General features: G+C 46.2%; 16 protein-coding genes and 5 pseudogenes. 16 read left to right on the forward strand and 5 right to left on the reverse strand.

The window, feature by feature from the left end; genetic code table 11:
• Positions 1 to 87: 87 nt before the first annotated feature.
• The gene (locus tag JCM11217_RS08735; RefSeq protein ID WP_054842692.1) at positions 88 to 765 is read right to left on the reverse strand and encodes a hypothetical protein; all 678 of its coding nucleotides are present in this window, start codon (positions 763 to 765) and stop codon (positions 88 to 90) included.
• 161 nt (positions 766 to 926) lie between these two features.
• On the opposite strand from JCM11217_RS08735, the pseudogene JCM11217_RS08740 reads away from it, so the two are divergent.
• The 10 genes and pseudogenes from JCM11217_RS08740 to JCM11217_RS08785 all read left to right on the forward strand — a co-directional run bounded on the left by JCM11217_RS08740 (position 927) and on the right by JCM11217_RS08785 (position 12,790).
• Positions 927 to 3,122 (forward strand): annotated as a pseudogene (locus JCM11217_RS08740) (V-type H(+)-translocating pyrophosphatase).
• A 219-nt stretch (positions 3,123 to 3,341) separates the two neighbouring features.
• Positions 3,342 to 6,025, forward strand: a pseudogene (ppdK, locus tag JCM11217_RS08745) (pyruvate, phosphate dikinase).
• A gap of 187 nt (positions 6,026 to 6,212) precedes the next feature.
• Positions 6,213 to 7,055 (forward strand): annotated as a pseudogene (locus JCM11217_RS08750) (sulfite exporter TauE/SafE family protein).
• A gap of 92 nt (positions 7,056 to 7,147) precedes the next feature.
• The gene (locus JCM11217_RS08755; protein WP_054842722.1) at positions 7,148 to 7,444 is read left to right on the forward strand and encodes a hypothetical protein; all 297 of its coding nucleotides are present in this window, start codon (positions 7,148 to 7,150) and stop codon (positions 7,442 to 7,444) included.
• A gap of 70 nt (positions 7,445 to 7,514) precedes the next feature.
• Entirely contained in the window at positions 7,515 to 8,045 is a 531-nt protein-coding gene (locus JCM11217_RS08760; protein WP_243678924.1) for a hypothetical protein, read from the forward strand.
• A 46-nt stretch (positions 8,046 to 8,091) separates the two neighbouring features.
• A complete protein-coding gene (locus JCM11217_RS08765; RefSeq protein ID WP_243678925.1) occupies positions 8,092 to 9,432 on the forward strand; it encodes a C/D box methylation guide ribonucleoprotein complex aNOP56 subunit in 1,341 nt (446 codons plus the stop codon).
• Positions 9,401 to 10,117, forward strand: coding sequence for a fibrillarin-like rRNA/tRNA 2'-O-methyltransferase (locus tag JCM11217_RS08770; RefSeq protein ID WP_054842693.1), 717 nt, complete (start codon positions 9,401 to 9,403; stop codon positions 10,115 to 10,117). The genes JCM11217_RS08765 and JCM11217_RS08770 overlap by 32 nt, the downstream gene beginning before the upstream one ends.
• Positions 10,118 to 10,178: 61 nt before the next feature.
• Positions 10,179 to 11,036, forward strand: a complete 858-nt coding sequence (locus JCM11217_RS08775; RefSeq protein WP_054842724.1) for a helix-turn-helix domain-containing protein — start codon at positions 10,179 to 10,181, stop codon at positions 11,034 to 11,036.
• Positions 11,037 to 11,178: 142 nt separating this feature from the next.
• A pseudogene (locus JCM11217_RS08780) lies at positions 11,179 to 12,221 on the forward strand (tRNA (guanine-N1)-methyltransferase).
• Positions 12,222 to 12,250: 29 nt separating this feature from the next.
• Positions 12,251 to 12,790, forward strand: coding sequence for an AAA family ATPase (locus tag JCM11217_RS08785; protein WP_054842694.1), 540 nt, complete (start codon positions 12,251 to 12,253; stop codon positions 12,788 to 12,790).
• A gap of 5 nt (positions 12,791 to 12,795) precedes the next feature.
• Here the strand turns inward: JCM11217_RS08785 and JCM11217_RS08790 are convergent.
• Positions 12,796 to 13,540: pseudogene (locus JCM11217_RS08790) on the reverse strand (helix-turn-helix domain-containing protein).
• Positions 13,541 to 13,679: 139 nt separating this feature from the next.
• On the opposite strand from JCM11217_RS08790, the gene JCM11217_RS08795 reads away from it, so the two are divergent.
• The 3 genes from JCM11217_RS08795 to JCM11217_RS08805 are packed head-to-tail and all read left to right on the forward strand — an operon-like array spanning position 13,680 to position 15,330.
• A complete protein-coding gene (locus JCM11217_RS08795) occupies positions 13,680 to 14,495 on the forward strand; it encodes a succinate dehydrogenase iron-sulfur subunit (protein ID WP_243678927.1) in 816 nt (271 codons plus the stop codon).
• A gap of 5 nt (positions 14,496 to 14,500) precedes the next feature.
• Complete coding sequence (locus JCM11217_RS08800) at positions 14,501 to 14,977, forward strand: succinate dehydrogenase (protein WP_243678929.1); 477 nt, start codon at positions 14,501 to 14,503, stop codon at positions 14,975 to 14,977.
• Between the two features lie 5 nt (positions 14,978 to 14,982).
• Positions 14,983 to 15,330, forward strand: a complete 348-nt coding sequence (locus tag JCM11217_RS08805; protein ID WP_243678930.1) for a hypothetical protein — start codon at positions 14,983 to 14,985, stop codon at positions 15,328 to 15,330.
• Here JCM11217_RS08805 and JCM11217_RS15610 read toward each other — a convergent pair.
• Both JCM11217_RS15610 and JCM11217_RS08810 read right to left on the reverse strand, forming a co-directional pair.
• On the reverse strand, positions 15,313 to 15,711 hold the full coding sequence (locus tag JCM11217_RS15610) for a hypothetical protein (RefSeq protein ID WP_243678932.1): 399 nt from the start codon (positions 15,709 to 15,711) through the stop codon (positions 15,313 to 15,315). The genes JCM11217_RS08805 and JCM11217_RS15610 overlap by 18 nt on opposite strands.
• A complete protein-coding gene (locus tag JCM11217_RS08810; RefSeq protein ID WP_243678934.1) occupies positions 15,674 to 16,510 on the reverse strand; it encodes an aminotransferase class V-fold PLP-dependent enzyme in 837 nt (278 codons plus the stop codon). Before JCM11217_RS08810 ends, JCM11217_RS15610 begins: the two co-directional genes overlap by 38 nt.
• Positions 16,511 to 16,650: 140 nt before the next feature.
• On the opposite strand from JCM11217_RS08810, the gene JCM11217_RS08815 reads away from it, so the two are divergent.
• Entirely contained in the window at positions 16,651 to 17,685 is a 1,035-nt protein-coding gene (locus JCM11217_RS08815; RefSeq protein ID WP_054842696.1) for a hypothetical protein, read from the forward strand.
• Here the strand turns inward: JCM11217_RS08815 and JCM11217_RS08820 are convergent.
• On the reverse strand, positions 17,682 to 18,122 hold the full coding sequence (locus JCM11217_RS08820) for a PadR family transcriptional regulator (RefSeq protein ID WP_054842697.1): 441 nt from the start codon (positions 18,120 to 18,122) through the stop codon (positions 17,682 to 17,684). The genes JCM11217_RS08815 and JCM11217_RS08820 overlap by 4 nt on opposite strands.
• 68 nt (positions 18,123 to 18,190) lie before the next feature.
• Here JCM11217_RS08820 and JCM11217_RS08825 point away from each other — a divergent pair, with 68 nt between their 5' ends.
• Together JCM11217_RS08825 and JCM11217_RS08830 are read left to right on the forward strand one after the other, a co-directional pair.
• On the forward strand, positions 18,191 to 19,222 hold the full coding sequence (locus tag JCM11217_RS08825) for a histidinol-phosphate transaminase (RefSeq protein WP_054842698.1): 1,032 nt from the start codon (positions 18,191 to 18,193) through the stop codon (positions 19,220 to 19,222).
• Between the two features lie 15 nt (positions 19,223 to 19,237).
• On the forward strand, positions 19,238 to 20,497 hold the full coding sequence (locus JCM11217_RS08830) for a M20 family metallopeptidase (protein WP_054842699.1): 1,260 nt from the start codon (positions 19,238 to 19,240) through the stop codon (positions 20,495 to 20,497).
• Positions 20,498 to 20,507 lie beyond the last annotated feature (10 nt).

Consider the following 20,507-nt stretch of genomic DNA (forward strand, 5'->3'; position numbering starts at 1 on the left):
AGGCCGCTCACATCATTAATCAGGTCCCGTAGAATCATCACGATAGAATTAATCAATTTAACTACCACGGGATTTAAAAACCAAGCCCTAACCCCTACCTACCTGTTGTGCTGATTGGAGCATAGCCATAGTTCTCAATCTCTCTATTATATTAAGTAGGATTGGTGTCTTCTCCCTCTCGACCACTACGTAGATATCATTGTCATACCTAAGTACATGCTTAGCGGTTATTTGATTGGATTTCATGACTTGTACGAGAAATGTCACAATACCGACAGGGGCCTTTTCAGCGAACATTATCCTCACCATGCCATACTCCTCAATCTTTGTCTGCGTGCAAACACTGGTTATGTACATTAATGGCGCAATCACGTGCATTTTATTGCCGTCATTAAGTATTATAAATTGAACCTTAGCCGCAGTTAATAGGTCCCTAAGTTTCGCCACCTTCTCCATATTCTCCTCCGTTAACATTATCTCAACCTCACCCATGCCACTGTACGTAATTATCTCAGCCATACTTAACGCCTTAACAATGTCAGGATACTCATTAACCAACTTATAATTCATGGAAATCCTCTCCAACGCCTTGACTATCGTGAATACCTTGGTGTCCTTACCAACCATTGAATCAACAAGGGGGGGCTTAATACTCCTAGCGAGCGCTGATAAGTTAACAAGACCGCTCGACAATAGGGTTACGTAGAGCGGGTTTTCCTCAACAATTATCCTAACAGCCTGTTGAATACTTAAACTCCGAGACACAATTACTATCTGTGAAAAAGAATTAATATTTTTTACTTAAAAATGCGCATCATGTCTGAAATTGATACAGAGTATTGAGCAGAGTTTAATCATTAAAACGGGTAGGCTTGAGTAATAATGAGTAATAATGTTTATTAATCCATAAGGTGTGGTTCTCTACGATGCTGCCCCTGGAATTACTACTGGCAATAGTAGTTCCAATTATTGGACTAGCCCTAGCTGGGTACAACGCATCATCAGTACTCAGGATACAGCCAGGTAAGAAGGAATTAACCGAGATAAACATGCTAATTGCCGAAGGAGGCAAGACATTCCTAATGAGGGAGTATAAGACGATACTGCCAACGGGTGTTGTATTGACAGTGCTTATATGGGCTGCGTATTACGTAATATTCCACAGCGGATTAATGGCTGGGTTAGCCGCATTATCCTTCGCCCTAGGCGCCATAGGCAGTGCCGTCGCCGGTTACCTAGGGATGTACGTAACCACGAGAAGCGCCGCCAAGACAGCTTGGATGGGTAAGTACGGTATGGGCCCAGCACTAAGCACATCATTTAAGGCAGGCACCGTAATGGGACTATCTCTAGCCAGTATTGCCCTATTAATAGTCACGGTACTATACATGGCATACTCATCAACATTACCAACACCACTATGGGCAGAGGCATTGGCGCCGGTGGCATTTGGTGCAAGCCTAATATCACTATTCATTAGGGTCGCCGGCGGTATATACACGAAGGCCGCTGACTGGGGGGGTGCCGATATAGTTGGTAAGGTTGAGGCGGGGGGGATACCGGAGGATGACCCTAGAAATCCAGGTGTGATTGCGGATAACGTGGGTGATAATGTGGGTGACTGCGCGGGCATGGCGAGTGATGTCTATGAAAGTTTCGTAGTTGTTCTCGCAGGTACACTATTGCTTGCCGCAGTATTTAGGCTTGCAACGAACCTAATCATGCTATCAATAGTACTTGCAACATTAACATTAATAGGCACATTGGTCGGGGGGGTTCAGGTGGTTAGGGGGGGTGAGGTGAAGGGTAAGGACCTAGCCGCCGCTGCAATGAGCAAGCTAAACCTTGCGCTCTACACAACTATAATCGTCTCGGCAATACTCGTTGCTATATACTCGTTCATGGCCTTCCCATTGATGGAGGCCACGGCGATATTTATATCGGACCTACTGGGCATGATAACGGCAATAGTCGTACTGTTCGCCACTGAATACTTCACGCACTACACATTCCCACCCGTAAGGAACATCGCACGCCAGGCAGTGCTCTCAGCATCAAACGTAATAGTGGCGGGTTACTCATACGGCCTATTAAGTGCGATACCCACGATATTCATGGTCGTGGCCGCCCTCGGGATATCCTACGTACTTGGCTCAATGTTTATACCACCATACGGCGTTGAGGGGGGGGTATCTTCGGTACGGCCGTGGCATCCGTAGGCTACTAAGTCTCGCAGGTATAGTTATTTCCCTGGACTCCTATGGGCCGGTTAGTGATAATGCCAATGGTCTCGTGGAGATGACGGGCATGGACGAGGTGAGGGATGTAACAGACCCACTGGATGCCATCGGCAACACCTTTAAGGCGACAACGAAGGGCTACGCAATAGCAAGCGCTGGCTTAGCAGCCCTAATACTATTCATTGGATTCATATACGAGGTTGTGGAGAGGATGGGAATACCACTGGTACAGGCCTTTGGTGAGCTAATGGTTATTGACCCAAGAATAATAATTGGAGCCTTAATTGGCGTGGCCCTCGTATACTTCTTCTCAAGCCAGACCCTAGCCTCTGTGGGTAGGGCCGCTGGTGAGCTTGTTGAGGAGATTAGGAGGCAGTTTAGGACTAAGAGAATTCTTGAGCTTTGGCCTCAGGAGAAGCCCGATTACAATAGGGCGATTGATATTGTGACCAGGCATGCACTCAAGAATTTCTTAGTACCTGCCTATCAGCCGTAATAGTCCCAATAGTGGTTGGACTGGCGCTGGGCTGGATTGGCCTTGTTGGTACAATATTCGGCGTAATACTCGCCGGATTCCCAAGGGCACTACTAATGGCTAATGCCGGTGGCGCCTGGGATAATGCCAAGAAGTACATCGAGATTGAGGGCATCGAAGTAAACGGCCAGAAATTTGGCAAGAAGAGCGAGCCGCACAAAAATGCTGTGGTTGGCGATGTGGTTGGCGACCCATTCAAGGACACCACTGGACCATCACTGAACCCACTCATTAAGGTTGTGAATACCGTCTCGATAGTCTTTGCACCGGTTATAGCAATGATTAGCCTGATAAACCCAGCGGCAGGTCCATTAATAATGCACCTAATCTCGATACTAATGGCGTAATCAAGTAGTCCTAAAATTAAATTATTATTAAAATTGTGCTTCCATTAATATATTTAAATTTTTACGTATAAATTATTTTCACAGTCAATATTGATAGGGAATCTTCTCGAATTTATTGTTCAGTATTTATAATTATTGTTAATGATTAATCAATAGAAAAAGTATTAATAATGATCGATATAATAAAATTTATAAAAACTAGAGATCCATAAATGTATAATGGGTTCCCTCGGTAAGTACGTGTTAACCTTCGAAGAGGCTGATCCAGACGATGTTAAGTTAATAGGTGGTAAAGCATCCAGTCTCGTCCTAATGACGAGGCTCGGCTTACCTGTTCCTCCCGGCATTATAATAACCACGAAAGCGTGCAGGGAGTACTATGACAAGGGTGAGAAGTTACCTGAGGGATTGATGGATGAGGTTGCCAGGGGCATTAAGTACCTTGAGGAGAAGACTGGGTATAAGCTTGGTGATCCCGATAATCCATTACTCGTTAGCGTAAGGTCTGGAGCCGCAGTCTCAATGCCCGGTATGATGGATACGGTCCTCAACGTAGGCCTTAATGATAGGACTGTCCACGGGTTAGCCAAGAGAATTAACAATAAGCATGGGGCATACGATGCGTATAGGAGGTTTCTGGCAATGTTTGGTAGGATAGTCCTTGGCATACCTGAGGAGGAGTTTAACAAGCCTCTTGAGGAGATTAAGCGGAAGTACGGCGTTAAGGAGGACCCAGAAATACCGCTTGAGGGACTTAAGGAACTCGTCGAGATCTATAAGCAGATATACATTAAGAGGTTTGGTAAGGTGTTTGATGATCCATGGGAGCAGTTAAGGCTCTCAATAGAGGCTGTGTTCAAGTCGTGGAACTCACCAAGGGCTAGGTTCTATAGGGAGGCCAATAAGATAACGCCTGATATCGCTGACTGCACGGCCACGGCAATAGTGACCATGGTCTTTGGCAACGCTGACTGGAGGTCAGCAACTGGCGTCGTCTTCTCAAGGGACCCAGCAACTGGCGAGAATAGGCTTTACGGTGAGTACCTGCCCTATGCCCAGGGTGAGGATGTGGTTGCGGGCATAAGGACTCCAAAGCCCGTTGAGAAGCTTAAGGAGGAGATGCCTGAGGTCTATGAGCAGTTATACAATGGTGTTAAGCTCATTGAGAGAACTAAGAAGGAGGTTCAGGATGTGGAGTTCACGATAGAGAAGGGCAAGCTATGGTTCCTACAGACGAGGAACGCTAAGATGAATCCACTGGCCGTTTTGAAGACGAGGGTCGACATGTACAAGGAGGGCCTCATAACGAAGGAGGAGGCGATAATGGGTGTTAAGCCTGAGTACATACTGCAGATGCTTTATCCAAGGATTGATGAGTCCAAGGCAGGTAAGCCATTGACCAAGGGTATACCGGCATCACCAGGTGCAGTAAGCGGGCAGGCGGTATTCGATCCAGATAGGGCAGTGGAGTGGTCTAAGGCTGGCAAACAGGTTATACTGGTTAGGGAGGAGACGAAGCCGGATGACGTGCACGGCTTCTACGCATCAGTGGGTGTATTAACAAGTAGGGGGGGTGGTGCAACTAGCCACGCGGCAGTTGTTGCCAGGGCAATCGGTAGGCCGGCGGTAGTTGGCGCCGAGGCTCTACAGATTGATTACAGCACTAGGACTGCGAGGGTTGGTGATGTGGTTATTAAGGAGGGTGATTGGATAACAATTGATGGATTTACGGGTAATGTCTATGTTGGTAAGGTACCGACGATAGAGCCCAAACTACCGCCTGAGTTCTTCGAGTTCCTGGACATGGCTGACTCAGTGTCTGTCTTTGAGGTTAGGGCTAATGCCGATACGCCTGATGACGCCACAATAGCCAGGAGGTTTGGTGCCAAGGGCATTGGCCTATTGAGGACCGAGAGGATGTTCAGGGCGCCTGGTAGGCTAGACCTATTTAGGAAGGTAATACTCTCAGACAACCCAAGCGAGAGGAAGGAGTTGCTTGATCAATTGGCTGAGATGATGAAGAAGGACTTCCTGGAGGTATTCGAGATAATGGAGGGCTACCCAATAACGGTTAGGTTATTCGACCCACCACTGCACGAGTTCCTGCCAAACTTTGAGGAGTTGGTTACAGAGGTGACCAGAGCCAGGACACTGGGTAAGCCAGACCCTGAGAAGGAGAGACTGCTCGCCAGGGTTAAGGCATTGATGGAGGCTAACCCAATGATGGGGCACAGAGGCGTTAGGGTTGGCATTACATACCCGGAGATCTACGCGGCGCAGGTTAAGGCAATACTGTCCGCAGCCCTCGAGCTTAAGAGGAAGGGTAAGCACATTGAGCTGCAGATAATGATTCCGCAGGTTGCGGAGGTTAGGGAGCTCGAGATAATAATTAACAACGTCGTTAAGCCCACGGCAGAGGAGGTATTCAAGGCGTATGGCGATAGGATTGACTTCAAGATTGGCACCATGATGGAGACGGTTAGGTCATGCCTAACAGCCGACAAAATCGCCAAGGTAGTGGACTTCATGAGCTTTGGAACAAACGACTTAACGCAGGCAGTCTTCAGCTTTAGCAGGGATGACGTGGAGAATAAGTTCATGAGCAAGTACCTAGAGCTCGGCGTACTGCCCTACGACCCATTCGTGACCATCGACGAGGATGGCGTTGCCAAGCTCATGAAGATAGCCATAGACGCGGCTAGATCCGTGAAGCCAGACATAGAGATTGGCATATGCGGTGAGCATGGCGGTGACCCAGACTCAATAAAGATACTGGCTAAGGTTGTGGTAGGGGACTCAACTACTTCAGCGCATCGCCCTATAGGGTACCAGTGGCTAGGCTAGTCGCTGCCCAGGAGTCCCTGAAGATATTGGGCAAGGCACCAAAAATACACATATACTAATGCATGGAATCAAATATTAAGAATATTTAAATTTAGGTCTATTTTACATAATCCTAACGAGGAATAAGTAAGGACAGTAATGCTATATTCATCTATTAATTATCACTAAATGTCACTAAATTTAATTAATAAGTCAAATTTTTGAACTAAAAAACTTAAAAAAGGACTAATTTCCTAACGAGGATGTATGACGGTAGCCATAACACCAATACAATATGCACTATCAGTGATATCAGGAATACTGGTTGGTTTTTCACTTGGTCTTATTGGAGGTGGTGGCAGCATCTTGGCTGTTCCATTGTTCCTATACTTCGTTGGTCTTGACACAATACCTGATGCAGCCCATATAGCCATTGGGACTACGGCATTGGCCGTTGGACTTAACGCGTACATAAACTCCTACATGCACCTTAGGAAGAGGAATGTGGCGCCAAAGGTTGGAGCATATTCGCCGGCGTAGGCCTCGTTGGTTCCTTAATAGGGGGGGCTTACCTGGGCCACATAACACCAGGCACTGACCTACTGACCTACTTCGCCATTGCAATGATTGTGCTAGGTATATACATGGCGATTAGGAAGGAATCAACGCAGGCCGGTACAGTTGATGAGGTTAATCACGTGCTTAATGCCTTCCAGAGGTGCCCGAGACTGACAATGTCGACCATACTCAAGGTGGCGGTCTTCGGCTTCGTAGTGGGCTTGGTCAGTGGTTACTTCGGTATTGGTGGTGGCTTCCTAATTGTGCCCAGCCTAATGTTCTCCGCTGGCCTATGCATAACGAGGGCCATTGGTACGAGCCTAATAAGTGTTGGTACGTTTGGTGTGGCCAGTGGTGCTGAGTATTGGTTCTACGGCGACGTCCTCATACTCATAGCCCTACTATACGTGGCCGGTGGCGTTGCAGGTGGTTACGCAGGCACTAGCATAGCGGTTAAAGCCCCCAAAGAGGACGCTGAGAATTGCCTATGGAATCATAATAGTACTCGTAGGCATATACATGCTAATGAGAATATACCACGTACTACCATAATTGGTCTCAAAATTTAATAACTTATGTTCATATTCATGAACACAATAATTAAAACAAAGTATTTAATTTACCTCCCATTACTCCTTAATTTGATGAGGTCAATTAGCTATAATAAACTCATAAACTTCATTAGAGGCAACCCGCTTTATGAGATTAGGGAGAGTTCTAATACCGTTGAGTTATTATTCCATGCACCAAGTGAGGAGGAGGCGGCTGGGGCTGAGTTCATCACTGGTGATGAGCCTAGACCTATAATGAGGATCGTATTTGATAGAGTTGGCGATGAGTTAATACCGAAGGAGGCATGGGTCGAGAGGGGCAATACGATACATAGGATGAGTGTTGATGAGCTCGACACTTGGCTCGAGTTTGTTGATATGTACTCCTAATTACTTTTTACACCCACACTTTTACTAGGGGGGGTTAAAAATAGGTTTTTAAATGGCTCAATCCCCTTTAATGATTGTGAATCTAATAAGAATTGGCATTGTATTAATGATTATTGGAGCCGTAACGCTATTGATAGCAAGTTCATTCCTGCCTAAGGTATACAATGTAATGACGAGTACCCTGGGCAATATGACGATAAGCATCGACGTATATTCAAGGTATTTAATACCCATTTACATAAATAGCCCTGCATACATAGTAATTCTTCTCAATGATTCATACCCATTATCCGTGTACGTATTTGATCAATTCGGCCATGTACTAACTCCATTAAGTTATAAGCAGGTGCATAATGCCTATTTAATAACATTCCAATTACTTAATCACGGCAATTACTCACTGGTACTATTTAACGATAATCCAAGGCCACTTAATGTTTCGGTTTTAATAACAGCTATTTCTCAATACATGGCTGGTAATGCATTATTAATAAGTACAATAATGGATTTAGGGGGGGTTATCATATTCCTCATTGGCGCAATACTTGTCGTGATTAACGCATTATTCATTGCTAGATATAGACTTTTCAGGACGAGGTAAAAAGCTTAAAAGATAGTGAATCATCACGTGATTAGTGTGAGTACTGATGAGCGTGGCATACCTCGTATTGGACGTCCTCGGTGTAGTGGCTCTGAATGAGAATGGTGATGTGATAGCTAAGGTGCTTTATGAAGGTAGTACGGACGAGATAGCCGATAAGATGAATAAGCTTGAGACCGGTGAACCAATAGATGAGGTTGTAAGGATAATAAATGAACTTAAGGATAAGGGCATTACTAAAATCGTCGTTGAGAATAGGGAGTTGGCTAGGAACCTCGCCAACATGGTAACTGGCGTTGAGATAAGATCCGAGTTACCAAGTAAAGCAGGTATGATGTATAGGAATAACATTAGTAAGTATGTTAAGGAGGTCTTTGGGCTCACTGAGGATGAATACTTGGCGAGGGTTTATGAGATAACCACGGTACAGACAAGGCATAAGTTGAGGCAAGTTGCGGAGAAGAGGGACCTATTCATAGCGCAGGCAATAAGTTCTGTCGATGATATTGACAAGATACTCAACTTAATAAGTTCGAGGGTTAGGGAGTGGTACGGCCTTCACTTCCCAGAGCTTGAGGACTTGGTTAAGGACCATAAGGAGTATATGACGCTAGTCACAGAGCTGGGACACAGGAGTAATTTCACCCTTGATAACCTAACGAAGCTAGGCCTCTCGCAGGAGAGAGCCAAGAGAATTGCTGATGCTGCGAGTAAGAGCGTGGGTGCTGAAATGGCTGATTGGGACTTGGAACCCATAAGGACTTACGCAAAGCTATACATACAATTATCAGACCTAAGGGGTAAACTGTCCCAGTACATTGATGAGGCTATGGTTGAGGTCGCACCAAACATTAGGGAATTGGTTGGCCCATTACTTGGTGCTAGGCTATTAATGCTCGCGGGAGGCTTGATGAGACTCGCACTATTGCCTGCATCAACAATTCAAGTGCTTGGTGCTGAGAAGGCCTTATTCAGGGCGTTAAGGACTGGCGGTAAGCCGCCGAAGCACGGTGTCATATTCCAATTCCCAGAGATATTTAGGGCCCCAAGGTGGCAGCGCGGTAAGATCGCCAGGGCATTGGCTGCGAAGTTGGCAATAGCAGCTAAGGCTGATGCATTCACGGGCAACTTCATCGCGCCAAGGCTTAAGGAGGACCTAATGAAGAGGATTCAGGAGGTTAAGACGCTGTATGCCAAGCCACCACCAAGAAAGCCGGAGCTAAGGCCGTTAGAAAGGCTGCAGAAAGAAAGGGTACTGAGAAGAAGGCTGAGGAGAAGAGGGCTCGTGAGAGGAGGGGGGGCGGTCGTAGATAGGAACATTAAGGTTTATAATCCCTTAAAAATACGCATTCCCAATGTCTTCATTAATACAGGTTGTCGGTGTTAAGGAGCACGAGAAATTCAAGGGCGTCTACTGGGTGTCATTTGAGGATGGGACAGAGAGATTGGCAACAATCAATCTAACACCAGGTAAGAGGGTTTATGGCGAGCAGTTGGTTCAGTGGGAGGGTAAGGAGTACAGGATTTGGAATCCGTATAGGTCAAAGCTGGCGGCTGCGATTATGAACGGACTTAAGGTAATGCCGATAGCGGAGGGAACACGGGTTCTCTACCTAGGTGCTGCCAGTGGTACCACCGTGAGTCACGTAAGCGATATAGTTGGTAATAAGGGCGTCATTTACTCAGTGGAGTTCTCGCCGAGGGTTTTCAGGGAGTTCATGGAGAAGCTTGTGGATCAGGGTAGGAAGAATGTAATACCGATATTGGCAGATGCAAGGTACCCGGAGCAGTACGTACACATTGTTAAGTCCGTCGATGTGGCCTACATAGACATTGCACAGCCATTCCAGGCAAAGATACTTGCTGATAATGCCGATGTTTACGTGAAGAGCCACGGCTATGTAATGCTAGTCATAAAGGCCATGAGCATTGACGTAACCAAGGAACCAAGCGAGACATTCAAGAGGGAGATTGACGTGCTTAAGGACAGGGGCTATGAAATACTTGACATGGTTCACCTGGAGCCTTACGACACGGCCCATGCCATGGTTATTGGCAGGAAAACCTCGTAATTACTCATTAGCTATGCAAAAGAGATTTAAATAAAATAGTATGTATGGTTATAATAAGGTAATGAGTAATGAACTCATAACACACGTATTGAGCTTGGCAGCGAGTAGGAGAGCTAAGGTACTGCTTGTTGGGGGGGATTCATCATTATCGTATGACGCAATAATTAGGATACCAAATTATAGAGATAATGAGGAGGGTAAATTCATCGTTAAGGTTAAGGAGGATGCAGATAGGGTGAGTAGGGAGGCAATAGTAGACCTTATCGTGCTATCAAGGGTTTCAAATTCGACGCCAATAATCGTAGGTATTAATTATGGTGATGAGGAAATGGCGGATGGAGTGGCGTATAAGGTACATGGAATCTACGCAGTGGGTATTAGGACATTTAAGAGGATTTTGGACAATGAGGGGGGGGTTAAGTTCGTGAAGGATAAGGGTATTGTGAGGGCTAGCGTGAAGGGTCAATTGCTTAGGAGGTTGAGGGAGGATAGGGGGGGTATGAGCCTTGGTGACCTTGCTAAGATTCTTGGCGTCACCAGGAGGACCGTCTATGAGTATGAGAGAGAGTCCATAGAGGCTTCGGAGAGGACCGCCAGAATACTCATTAACATATTCAATGAGGATATACTGAACGATGTTAATTTAAGGCCTAGGGATGAGGAGGTCATTAACGAGGTTAGGGAGAGGGAGGAAATGGTTGATGAGGATATTAAGGAATTACTGCCATCCTTTAGGCTATACTCATTACTGAAGGCTCATACGAAGGTCGCAGCCCACTCACAGAGTGAGTCGTACCTCGTTGAGGATAAGAGGAGGGTGAGTAATGAGGTCTTTAACGTCGCTAAAGTTCTTGGTGTTGGGCTGGCCTTGATAGAGTCTGATAAGCGTGATGTTGAATTCCTGGAGTCCAGGAATTAAGTAACGAGGCAGCACTATGAGTGAGTATCCCAGGGTGGAGGTTAGGGAGGGCTTAGCTTCAATAATTGTCCCGGACCTATCTAAGTACGTTGTTGGTAATAGGCCGGAGCCGGCCCACGCGCCGGTGTTTTATAACCCTAGGATGGAGGTTAACAGGTCATTGTCAACGGCAATAATTAATGGGTACGTAAGCTATATTGGTAAGGCTGGTATTACTATTTGTGAGCCATTATCGGGGACTGGGGTTAGGGCCGTTAGGTACGCCAGGGAGATCAATGGGGTTTCCAGGGTAATAGCCAATGATATTTCCGAGAAGGCCTATGAGTTAATAAAACTGAATGTGGATAGGAATGGACTTAATGATGTAGTTAGCGTGTATAGGGATGATGCCAATAACTTACTATTGAGGGTTGCACGTGAGGGTGGTTGCGACGTAATCGATATAGATCCATTTGGATCCCCCCCACAACCCTTCATAGAGAATGGACTTAGGGCAATTAAGGATGAGGGGGTTGCTATGCATAACGGCGACAGATGTGGGTGTTTTATCGGGTAAATACCCAATTAAGTGCGTTAGGCGTTATGGGGCGTTACCACAGAAGTTTCCCTATAGGTTTGAGGTTGGTATTAGGATATTGATATCATTAATTGCACGCTACGCATTATCAATGGACTATGGAATACAGCCACTGATATCATTCCTCGACGGCCATTACTACAGGGTGTGCGCATTAATTCTTAAGGATAGGGCCTATGCCCTGGAAACACTCAAGAACCTTGGTTATGCCTATTACAGGCCGAGCACACTGCAGAGGGGGGGCTTCATACCAGGGTATCCAATACCAACAAGTACTAGATATAAGTTGGCGGGTCCATTATGGATTGGCAATCTCTGGGATACCGAATTCATGGTGGATCATTTCACGAGGAATATTAAGGATTACTTTAGTGATAGGGCTAAGGAAATCAGTAGGTTAGTCATTGAGGAATCACTTGGCCCCCAATATACCCTACGCATTAACCACAGAGATCAGTAGGGACCTGGGCCGTGAACTGCCTATTAATGATGTAATAAGTGTGATCAGGGGGCTTGGTTATCAAGCCGTAAGATCGCACTTTCACATTAAGGGATTTAGGACAAATGCGGATCTACTTAGGGTTAGGGAGGTTATTATGGGTAAATAAAAAATAAGCCCTAGTAATCCACAGCGCACGTGTTGGTAGTAGTAATAACAGGACTGCCTGGTTCGGGAAAGACAATAGCATCAGACGTTGCGAGGGAGTTGGGCCTTCCCGTGGTGACTATGGGCGACGTGATTAGGGATGAGGCTTTAAAGAGCGGTATTTCCTCATCAACGGCATCGGTAACACTGAGATTGAGGAGTGGTACCAGGGCAATAGCCTATAAGACTCTTGAGAAGGTACCTAGGCAGTCTAACGTAGTTGTTATTGATGGAGCCAGGAGCATTAGGGAGATTGAAGCCATAGAGGAGGCATTATCAACGAATGTAGTGTTAATTTACGTGGTGGCGCCATGGAAGATGAGATTTGAGAGATTGCTAAAGAGGGGGGGTAGGCCTGATGACCCGAAGACCCTTGAGGACTTTCTAATGAGGGATCTTAGGGAGTTGAGGTATGGACTTGGAGACTTAATAGCTAGGGCGGATTACATACTCGTCAATGAATCATCAATAGAGGAATTCAAGGAGAGCGTCCGAAGAATACTCACGTCGTTAATATCCCAGGTCAAGTAACGGCATTACTTAGTAACTGCCTTCTGCCGTTCAGCTAAGTTCCTTAGGGCCGTTAACAATTCATCAATTGTGTTATTAACGACAGCCAACGGTATATGCTCTCTCCTGCAATCTCAATGCCTAGGTAATCAGGTCTGTCAACACCGTGCATAACCACTATGGCGGGCCTCAGACTCGTGAATGCAAGCATGGACTTAATGGCTATTAATGGAGACCTGCCATACCTAACGTTGGTGAACACGGCAGCTCTCTGCGTGGTGCTTCCATAAAGCTTTAAGTATTCATGCGATGGCACGTCGAGGACAAGCTTCAAGCTATCAACCACGGTATATCCATGAATATCGACATAACCCTCAGGCCCAACAGCTAGCGTCGCACCTATCGCATTAACGAAGTCATTAATCTCAATGGGTATGTCGAAGTCCCTCATATCAAGAATCGCCTCCCAAAACCTTTCGCCACCAAGTTGCCTACTCAATATGTATAACTTCTGACCACCCCTCTCAAGCTCGTAATCAACCAATGCCTTAACAACCCTCTTAATAAATTGGGAGCCCGGTGACTTCCTACGCCCAGACTCATAATCACTAATCACACTCGGTGATGTACCAACCTAGCCGCCAACTCAGCCTGGGACATCTCGAAGAATTCGCGCCACTTTCTAATTCCCTTGCCAGGGTTATCCGAAAGCACTATATCGCCGGCTATCCTAATCATAATGTCCGTTATAAAACCCTCATACTCAACCATTAAGAAATAGACAAAAGTCTAGTATTTATGCGTTTTACCGTTATGATCCACGCATAACCATGCCAAAGGTTCATTAATTATTCCGTTTTATTCTTTTCCAAGGAAGAACTTATAAAGACATGATTACCCATAATTAGGCGTGTCTTCTCAACAAACCGGCACTGCATTACAGACTACGGCCGCTACGGAGAAGATCACAATTACGAAACCACCACTTGGTTCACCCATTAGGCGTACATACGTATTCAAGGTTAAGAGGTATGATCCAGAAAGGGGGGGAGGCTATTACTGGCGTGAGTATAAGATTGAACTTACAAACCACGAAACCGTACTTGATGGGTTGATAAAGATTAAGTGGCATCAGGATGCCACGTTATCCTTCAGGTATAGCTGTAGGATGGGTATTTGTGGCTCCTGCGGTATGATAATAAATGGAGTGCCGAGGCTTGCCTGCGAAACCAAGCCCTATGACTTAGGCACTGAGGTTGTTACCATTGAACCACTCAGTAATTTCGAACCAATAAAGGACGTAGCAACTGACTTCTCGGACTTCTTCAGGAAGCATAGGAGTGTTAAGCCTTGGTTGATCAGGAAAGATGAGACGGAGCAGTTCGAGAAATTAGAGACCTACTACCCACAGACGGAGGAGCAACTCAATGAGTACCTGGAATTCGCATACTGCATTAAGTGCGGGCTTTGTTACTCGGCGTGCCCAATGGTTTTTCTGAATAAGGATTACCTGGGCCCACAGGCGCTTGCTCAGGCGTATAGGTGGAGTGCTGATAATAGGGATGAGGGTGCCGTACTCAGGCTTAAGGTCGTTGATAGTGAGAATGGCGTATGGTCATGCCACTACAGCGGCACCTGCAGTAAGGTATGCCCCAAGGATGTTGACCCAGCCCTGGCGATAAACCTTTTGAAGAACTGGTTATTAACAGGTAGGCGTAGGAGGTGATGGGAATGGCGCAGCAGAAGCAGGTTAAGAGGGTTCCACCGAAGTGGTCCCTTTGGTTTAGGGGGGGTCTTGATGAGTGGTTACTTATTTTCCAGAAGGTTAGTGGTGCCATATTGGTGATCTACCTAATCGCACATACCCTGGTAATATCCACAGCACTCGGCTTTGGCCACCCATCAGAATTAACGTGGAATACCGTGATAGGCTTCGTTGAGGGACCACACGTGGCTGGGCCAGCGCACGTGGGCACGATAATTGAGTACTTAATAGCGCTGTTGGCAGCTGTACATGGGGGGGCTAATGGCTTCAGGCTAATATTAACTCAGTATTTCGGTGTTGGCCTTCCAAGGCCTGAGAGGCATACATTCCCAAGGGCGGTGCCTTCAGTTAAGAAGTCTGGGCAGGCATGGCTTAAGTACGTAGCTATTATTGTAGTCATAATATTCCTCATACTGGCAACACTGGTTGCATTCGTGTGGTGATGGGTATGGTGAGCGCATCCACATTAAGAAGGTGGCAATACCTCCTTGGGATAGTGCTCATTGTGGTACTTGGGATACACCTAGCCTTTAGATGGCCGAGTTATGAACAGTCAATTTCCTACCCAGTCGTGGTTAATCAAATACTTAATTATGGGTACATAGCCGCAATCTACATACTACTCTATGCAGCGTTGGCGCATGGCCTAATAGGCTTCAGGACATTACTCCTTGAGTTGTGGCATTGGAAGTACGCCAGGATAACCGTTGACGTGGTGTTAATAATAATTGGCGTTGCAGTAGCCGTAATAGGCACGATAGCACTAACAGGCGCAATACTAACCCTCGCCCACTAATAGTTGTTCAGGTTCCCAATAACTTAAAACCTCCTTAAATACATCACCTATGCTATTGCCATTACTTTTTTCACCATTAATCAACGACACAGCGACTATACTTGAGATAAGAGTTAGTACATCCCTCCTCGTTAAATAACCCATGTTACCAATCCTAAAGGCCTTACCCTTAACCTCATCCATGCCATCAGAGATCGAAACGCCAAGCCTATACACGGTCCTCCTAAACTCATCTGGATTAACGCTAGGCGGATACTTGAATGAAAGTACCGTAGTCGATCTGTAATAGTCATCCTTTATGAACGGCTCTAAACCAGCCTTAGTTAATGCATTAAGTATCGCCTTACCCCCTCTCAATGTGCCATCTAATCCAGTTCTCAAGGCCAACCTCCCTAATTATGCCCAGAGCCTCCCTAATTGCAAATAGGTAATTGACCGCAGGCGTGAATGGAGTCTCCATCTTCTCTCCAAACTTCCTCATTAATTTAATATCGAAGTAAATACTCGCGTGATTCACGGAATCAGCCTTACGGTAGGCCTCATTAGAGGCTACGGCGATGAATGACATGACTGGAGGAGCCGCAAGGCATTTTTGGCTACTCGATACGGCAACGTCAATTCCCCAGGAATCCACCTCAAAGTAATCACCGCCTAAGGCAGATACATTATCAACAAGTACCAAGGCACCATAGGACTTAATCCACTTGGTAACCTTGGGTAAGTCCCTAAACACAATGCCTGGGCTTGTGTCGTTATAGACCGTGGCAAACACGTCAACTTGCTTGATACCCATTGATTCAACCCGAGCCCTTAAATCATCGTATGTTGGCGCCCTATCCCAACCATAATTAACCTCAATAACCTCAGCACCAACCCTCCTAAGGTGGTTAACAAGTCTCCTACTGAAGCTTCCGAAGACAGGCACGAGAACGACATCCCCAGGCTTAACGAAATTCAGCACCATAGTCTCAACAGCACCAGTACCACTTGCGGTTATTGGGTATACATCACCGTTTGTTCGAAAGACGTACCTTAAACCCTCAACCACGTCCCTATATAGCCTATGGAAGTGAGGGGATCTATGATCAACAACCCTCATTAAGGCTCTCATAACCCTAGGTGGTATTTGCGAAGGTCCAGGAACAGCGAGGAGTGGGTCCGGTGCCAGGTCCAGATCCACGTTCCCGTAGCTACTAGTTATTATTTAAGCTTTATTTATTAAATATATAAACTTCACTATACTCCAATATATTTCATATACCAGTAATACGCATTAACCGTGGAACTCAACCTTAATAAATAACGCCTTAGCGCAATGTCGTGTTAATAACAAAACTGGGCATTAAGGGGTTCTATGGAGTAAATACTAATATCGAGCTTGGGCCTTTAACCGTGATTACGGGATCACCAGGCTCGGGCAAGTCCATGATTATTGAGCTGGTGTGGAGGTTCTTCAGGGGTATTAGGGAGAGACTGCTTCTTGAGGATTTGCCTAGGGTTGGTGATGCCAGGGTTGATATCACAATATCCCTTGACGATAGGGTTAAGAAGAAGCTTGAGGAGTTTGGCTATTCCGGTGATTCTGTAACGATTAGCGTCAGCTTTGATAATGGTTATACTAGTGTGGTTAAGGTTGGTGAGAGGGAGGTTATGGTTACTGAGTTTAGGAATGGAGAAAGCAGGGTTAAGTATCCGCTGGAGGTTGATGTTATTGATACATCAGTACTACTCAACCCAGATGGGTTATCACCCAGGGAACAGGCACTGCAGCTAGTGGGTAGTGCTTCCGAGGATTATGAAACGGCATTATCAGTAATTAAAGCAATCAGGGAGTACCTATCCTCAATCGGTATTTATAAGATAGGCCCTTACATAGATTTTAGGGGTCGTGTTAAGAACGCCGATACCTCACAGCATGACTTTGTTGGTGAGCATGGTGAGCACATAATCGAAATCCTATCCCAATTATTTACTGACCCAAGGAGGGATTCCGACGTTAGGCTTCTTAGGAAGATCCTTGGTGAGCTTGGCTTTAGGAATTTCAGGGCTGGCTGGTATGGAGGTGAGTTAGTTCTATCCTACGTGGATAAGAGAGGCCTTGTTCATATAGGCGATGAGCCACCATGCCACATGAAGACCATACTCACATTGGCGACCCAACTCATTGTAGCGAGGAAACCATCATTAATACTCCTTGAAAATGCCGACTACTGCTTAAGTGAGGGCCTTGGGAATGCATTAACTACGTTATTGAGTAATTACATTGATAGTAAGCAGTTAATAATGGAGGTCAGGAATAAGTGGTTTATTGACGAGCTAAAGATGCCTCACGTAGTGCTCTACAGCATGGATTAGCATTGAATGTTTGCCGTCTTGATCAAGTCCCTGAGAACGTCCCTGACCCTATTCCTATCAGTCTCGCTAAGTGTGTCCCAATTATCAATTATGTACCTAGCCAGCGATATGAAGTCATTAACAGCAGCCGTAGTCTTATCAATGCTTGGAAGGCCTATGAAGGCCTTACCACTTTCAGTAATCTCGTAGTACTTCTTAGTGCCCTCAACTCTCGCCACCTTAATTAAGCCATCAGTCTCAAGCTCCTCAAGGGCTGGGTAGACAGAGCCTGGGCTTGGTCTCCAGAAGCCCATTGATAACCTCTCGATCTCATCAATAATCTGCGCACCGGTCATTGGACCCTTACTACTGAGTAGGTAAAGTATCAAGTACTTCAGGCCTCTCCTCTTTATGAACCATTGTGGCGGTGGCCCGAAGTGGCCATGCTCGTGATACATTAATTATCGGATTCAATAATAGTGGGGGGGATTTATTTAACTTATCTCACAAAATCCTAAACTGAATCATGAGTACCAGGGGGGGACATGGTGGGTATGGGTGGAGGTATGGGTTGATAGACATGAGCTCAAACATGAACCCACTGGGTACTCCAAAGGAATTGATCGAGTTAATTAAGGAGAGCGTGGATCATGACCATTACTCGCACTACCCAACGGAGCTTGGTGATGAATTAAGGGATTCACTGGCTAATTTTGAAGGTATTGGGCCTGAGTTTACGTACGTATTTAATGGAGCCACGGAGGCCCTGCAATTACTATTCATGTACTTAAGGCCTCGGCGAGTGATAATACCTATACCAAACTATGGCGATTATCTACGACTAAGTAAGCTCGTGAATGCTGAAACCAGGCTAATTGAGTATTGGGGGGGGCGTGGAGACTTTGTGAGCTCGCTGATCAATGACGCGGTGCCAGGCACTATCGTCGTACTCTCAAACCCAAACTCACCAATGGGTTACTTAATTAAGCGTGAGCAATTGCTTAAACTAGCCGAGGAGCTGGGTAAGCGTGGTGGTGCGTTGATCGTTGATGAGTCCTTCATGGATTTTGTGAGAATTAGAGAGTCATTAATCAGGGATGCGTTGAATCACGACAATGTCTTTATCGTTAAGTCATACACTAAGTTCCTGGCAATACCAGGGCTCAGGGTTGGCGCGGTATTCACTAAGGTTGGCATTGAGGACTTGGTGCCCACATGGCCCATAAACTCGATAGCCGAGTACGCGGTGTCAAGGTACATGAAGTACGCTCATGGATTCAGGGAGTTAACGATTAAATACGTTGAGGAGGAGAGAAGGAGGGTTTTGAACTCATTGAGGGAGCTCGGCATTGAATATTACGAATCAACGACTCACTACTTCGTGATAAGGCATAAACCATGGCTCAGTGAGGAACTCATCAAACACGGATTCCTAATACGTGACCTATCAAACATACCACCACTGACTAAGGGATACTTCAGAATCAGCGTTAAGAGTAGGGATGTTAATAACGACTTCCTCAACGCATTAAGGAAGGTAATGCAAATTAAGTATTGAGTCAACCACCGAATAATGAGTGAAAGGGATCTAAGAGGTGATATCCCAAACCTAGTATCTAAGTTAATTCAAATGCCCAGTGTTAATCCTCCCGGTTATACTGTTAACATCGCTGGCTTTATTAGGGATTGGTTGAGTGGTTTGGGTTTTACGAGTGAGGTTAGGGAGTATGCTAAGGATAAGCCTAACGTGATTGCCAGGGTTGGTAGGGGTAAGCCCGTGCTGATACTTAATGGCCACATGGATGTTGTTCCTCCCGGCGATGAATCCAGGTGGGCTTATCCGCCCTTCTCAGGGAAGGTCGTTGAGGGTAGGATATACGGTAGGGGTGCCACGGACATGAAGGGTGGCTTGGCCGTGATAATGACTGTATTTGCGGAGTTAGCGCCATTAATTGAGAGGCAGGGATCTGGTACGTTAGTATTCTCGGCAACGGCTGATGAGGAGACTGGCGGTCACCCAGGTGTTGAGGCCTTGGTTAGGGATGGCGTATTGGTTGGTGATGCTGCGATAGTTGCCGAGCCGTCTGGCGGTTTTAGGTACTACATTGGGGGGGAGAAGGGTCTTTGCCAGGTTAAGCTCGTGGCTAGGGGTAGGCCTGCCCACGGTAGTTTACCGGTACTTGGCGATAATGCTATCATGAAGCTCATTAGGGCGATTGGCAAGGCTGAGGAGTTAATTGATGAGTTTAACAGGGGGGGTATTAAGCTGCCCAGTGAGTTGATGGAGGCTATTGAGAATTCGGCTGAGGTTTACCTGGAGGCCTCAAGGGGGGGCTCTGGCCTTAACCTAGCGCTTAGTGATTTTGAGAGGGTTGTTGGTACCGTGTCCTTTAATCCTGGGGTTATTAGGGGTGGCTCAAAGATAAACATGGTCCCTGACTACGCAGAGCTCGAGCTCGACATGAGGGTCCCACCGGGGGGGGTCTCGCCGAACCAGGTAATTAACCACCTAAAGAGCGGGTTGAGCGGGATAGCCGATGTTGAGGTTCTGGACACCAGCGAGCCAAACTACACGAGTCCTGGGGAGACTATTGTTAGGCTTATTCATGAGGGTATTGAGAGGGTGCTCGGTGCCACGCCAAAGCCCATAATAGTGACTGGCGCCACTGACGGTAGGTACCTGAGGGCTAGGGGCATTCCAACTGTTGTTTACGGTCCTGGTGAGTTGGCACTGGCGCATGCGTATAATGAGTACGTCACAATTGACGACTTAGTGAAGACTCACGACGTAATGGTTTACGCAGTGAGGAGATTCTTTGGTCTTGAGAAGTAGCGCAATTGTT

Source organism: Vulcanisaeta distributa JCM 11217, assembly GCF_001316005.1.
GTDB classification, from domain to species: domain Archaea; phylum Thermoproteota; class Thermoprotei; order Thermoproteales; family Thermocladiaceae; genus Vulcanisaeta; species Vulcanisaeta distributa_B.

Bases quoted from the DNA above. Each gene is read 5' to 3' on its own strand.
- JCM11217_RS08755 (WP_054842722.1), top strand. From the start codon at position 7,148: ATGAGGTCAATTAGCTATAATAAACTCATAAACTTCATTAGAGGCAAC.
- JCM11217_RS08760 (WP_243678924.1), top strand. From the start codon at position 7,515: ATGATTGTGAATCTAATAAGAATTGGCATTGTATTAATGATTATTGGA.
- JCM11217_RS08765 (WP_243678925.1), top strand. From the start codon at position 8,092: ATGAGCGTGGCATACCTCGTATTGGACGTCCTCGGTGTAGTGGCTCTG.
- JCM11217_RS08770 (WP_054842693.1), top strand. From the start codon at position 9,401: ATGTCTTCATTAATACAGGTTGTCGGTGTTAAGGAGCACGAGAAATTC.
- JCM11217_RS08775 (WP_054842724.1), top strand. From the start codon at position 10,179: ATGAGTAATGAACTCATAACACACGTATTGAGCTTGGCAGCGAGTAGG.
- JCM11217_RS08800 (WP_243678929.1), top strand. From the start codon at position 14,501: ATGGCGCAGCAGAAGCAGGTTAAGAGGGTTCCACCGAAGTGGTCCCTT.
- JCM11217_RS08805 (WP_243678930.1), top strand. From the start codon at position 14,983: ATGGTGAGCGCATCCACATTAAGAAGGTGGCAATACCTCCTTGGGATA.
- JCM11217_RS08820 (WP_054842697.1), bottom strand. From the start codon at position 18,122: ATGTATCACGAGCATGGCCACTTCGGGCCACCGCCACAATGGTTCATA.
- JCM11217_RS08825 (WP_054842698.1), top strand. From the start codon at position 18,191: ATGAGTACCAGGGGGGGACATGGTGGGTATGGGTGGAGGTATGGGTTG.
- JCM11217_RS08830 (WP_054842699.1), top strand. From the start codon at position 19,238: ATGAGTGAAAGGGATCTAAGAGGTGATATCCCAAACCTAGTATCTAAG.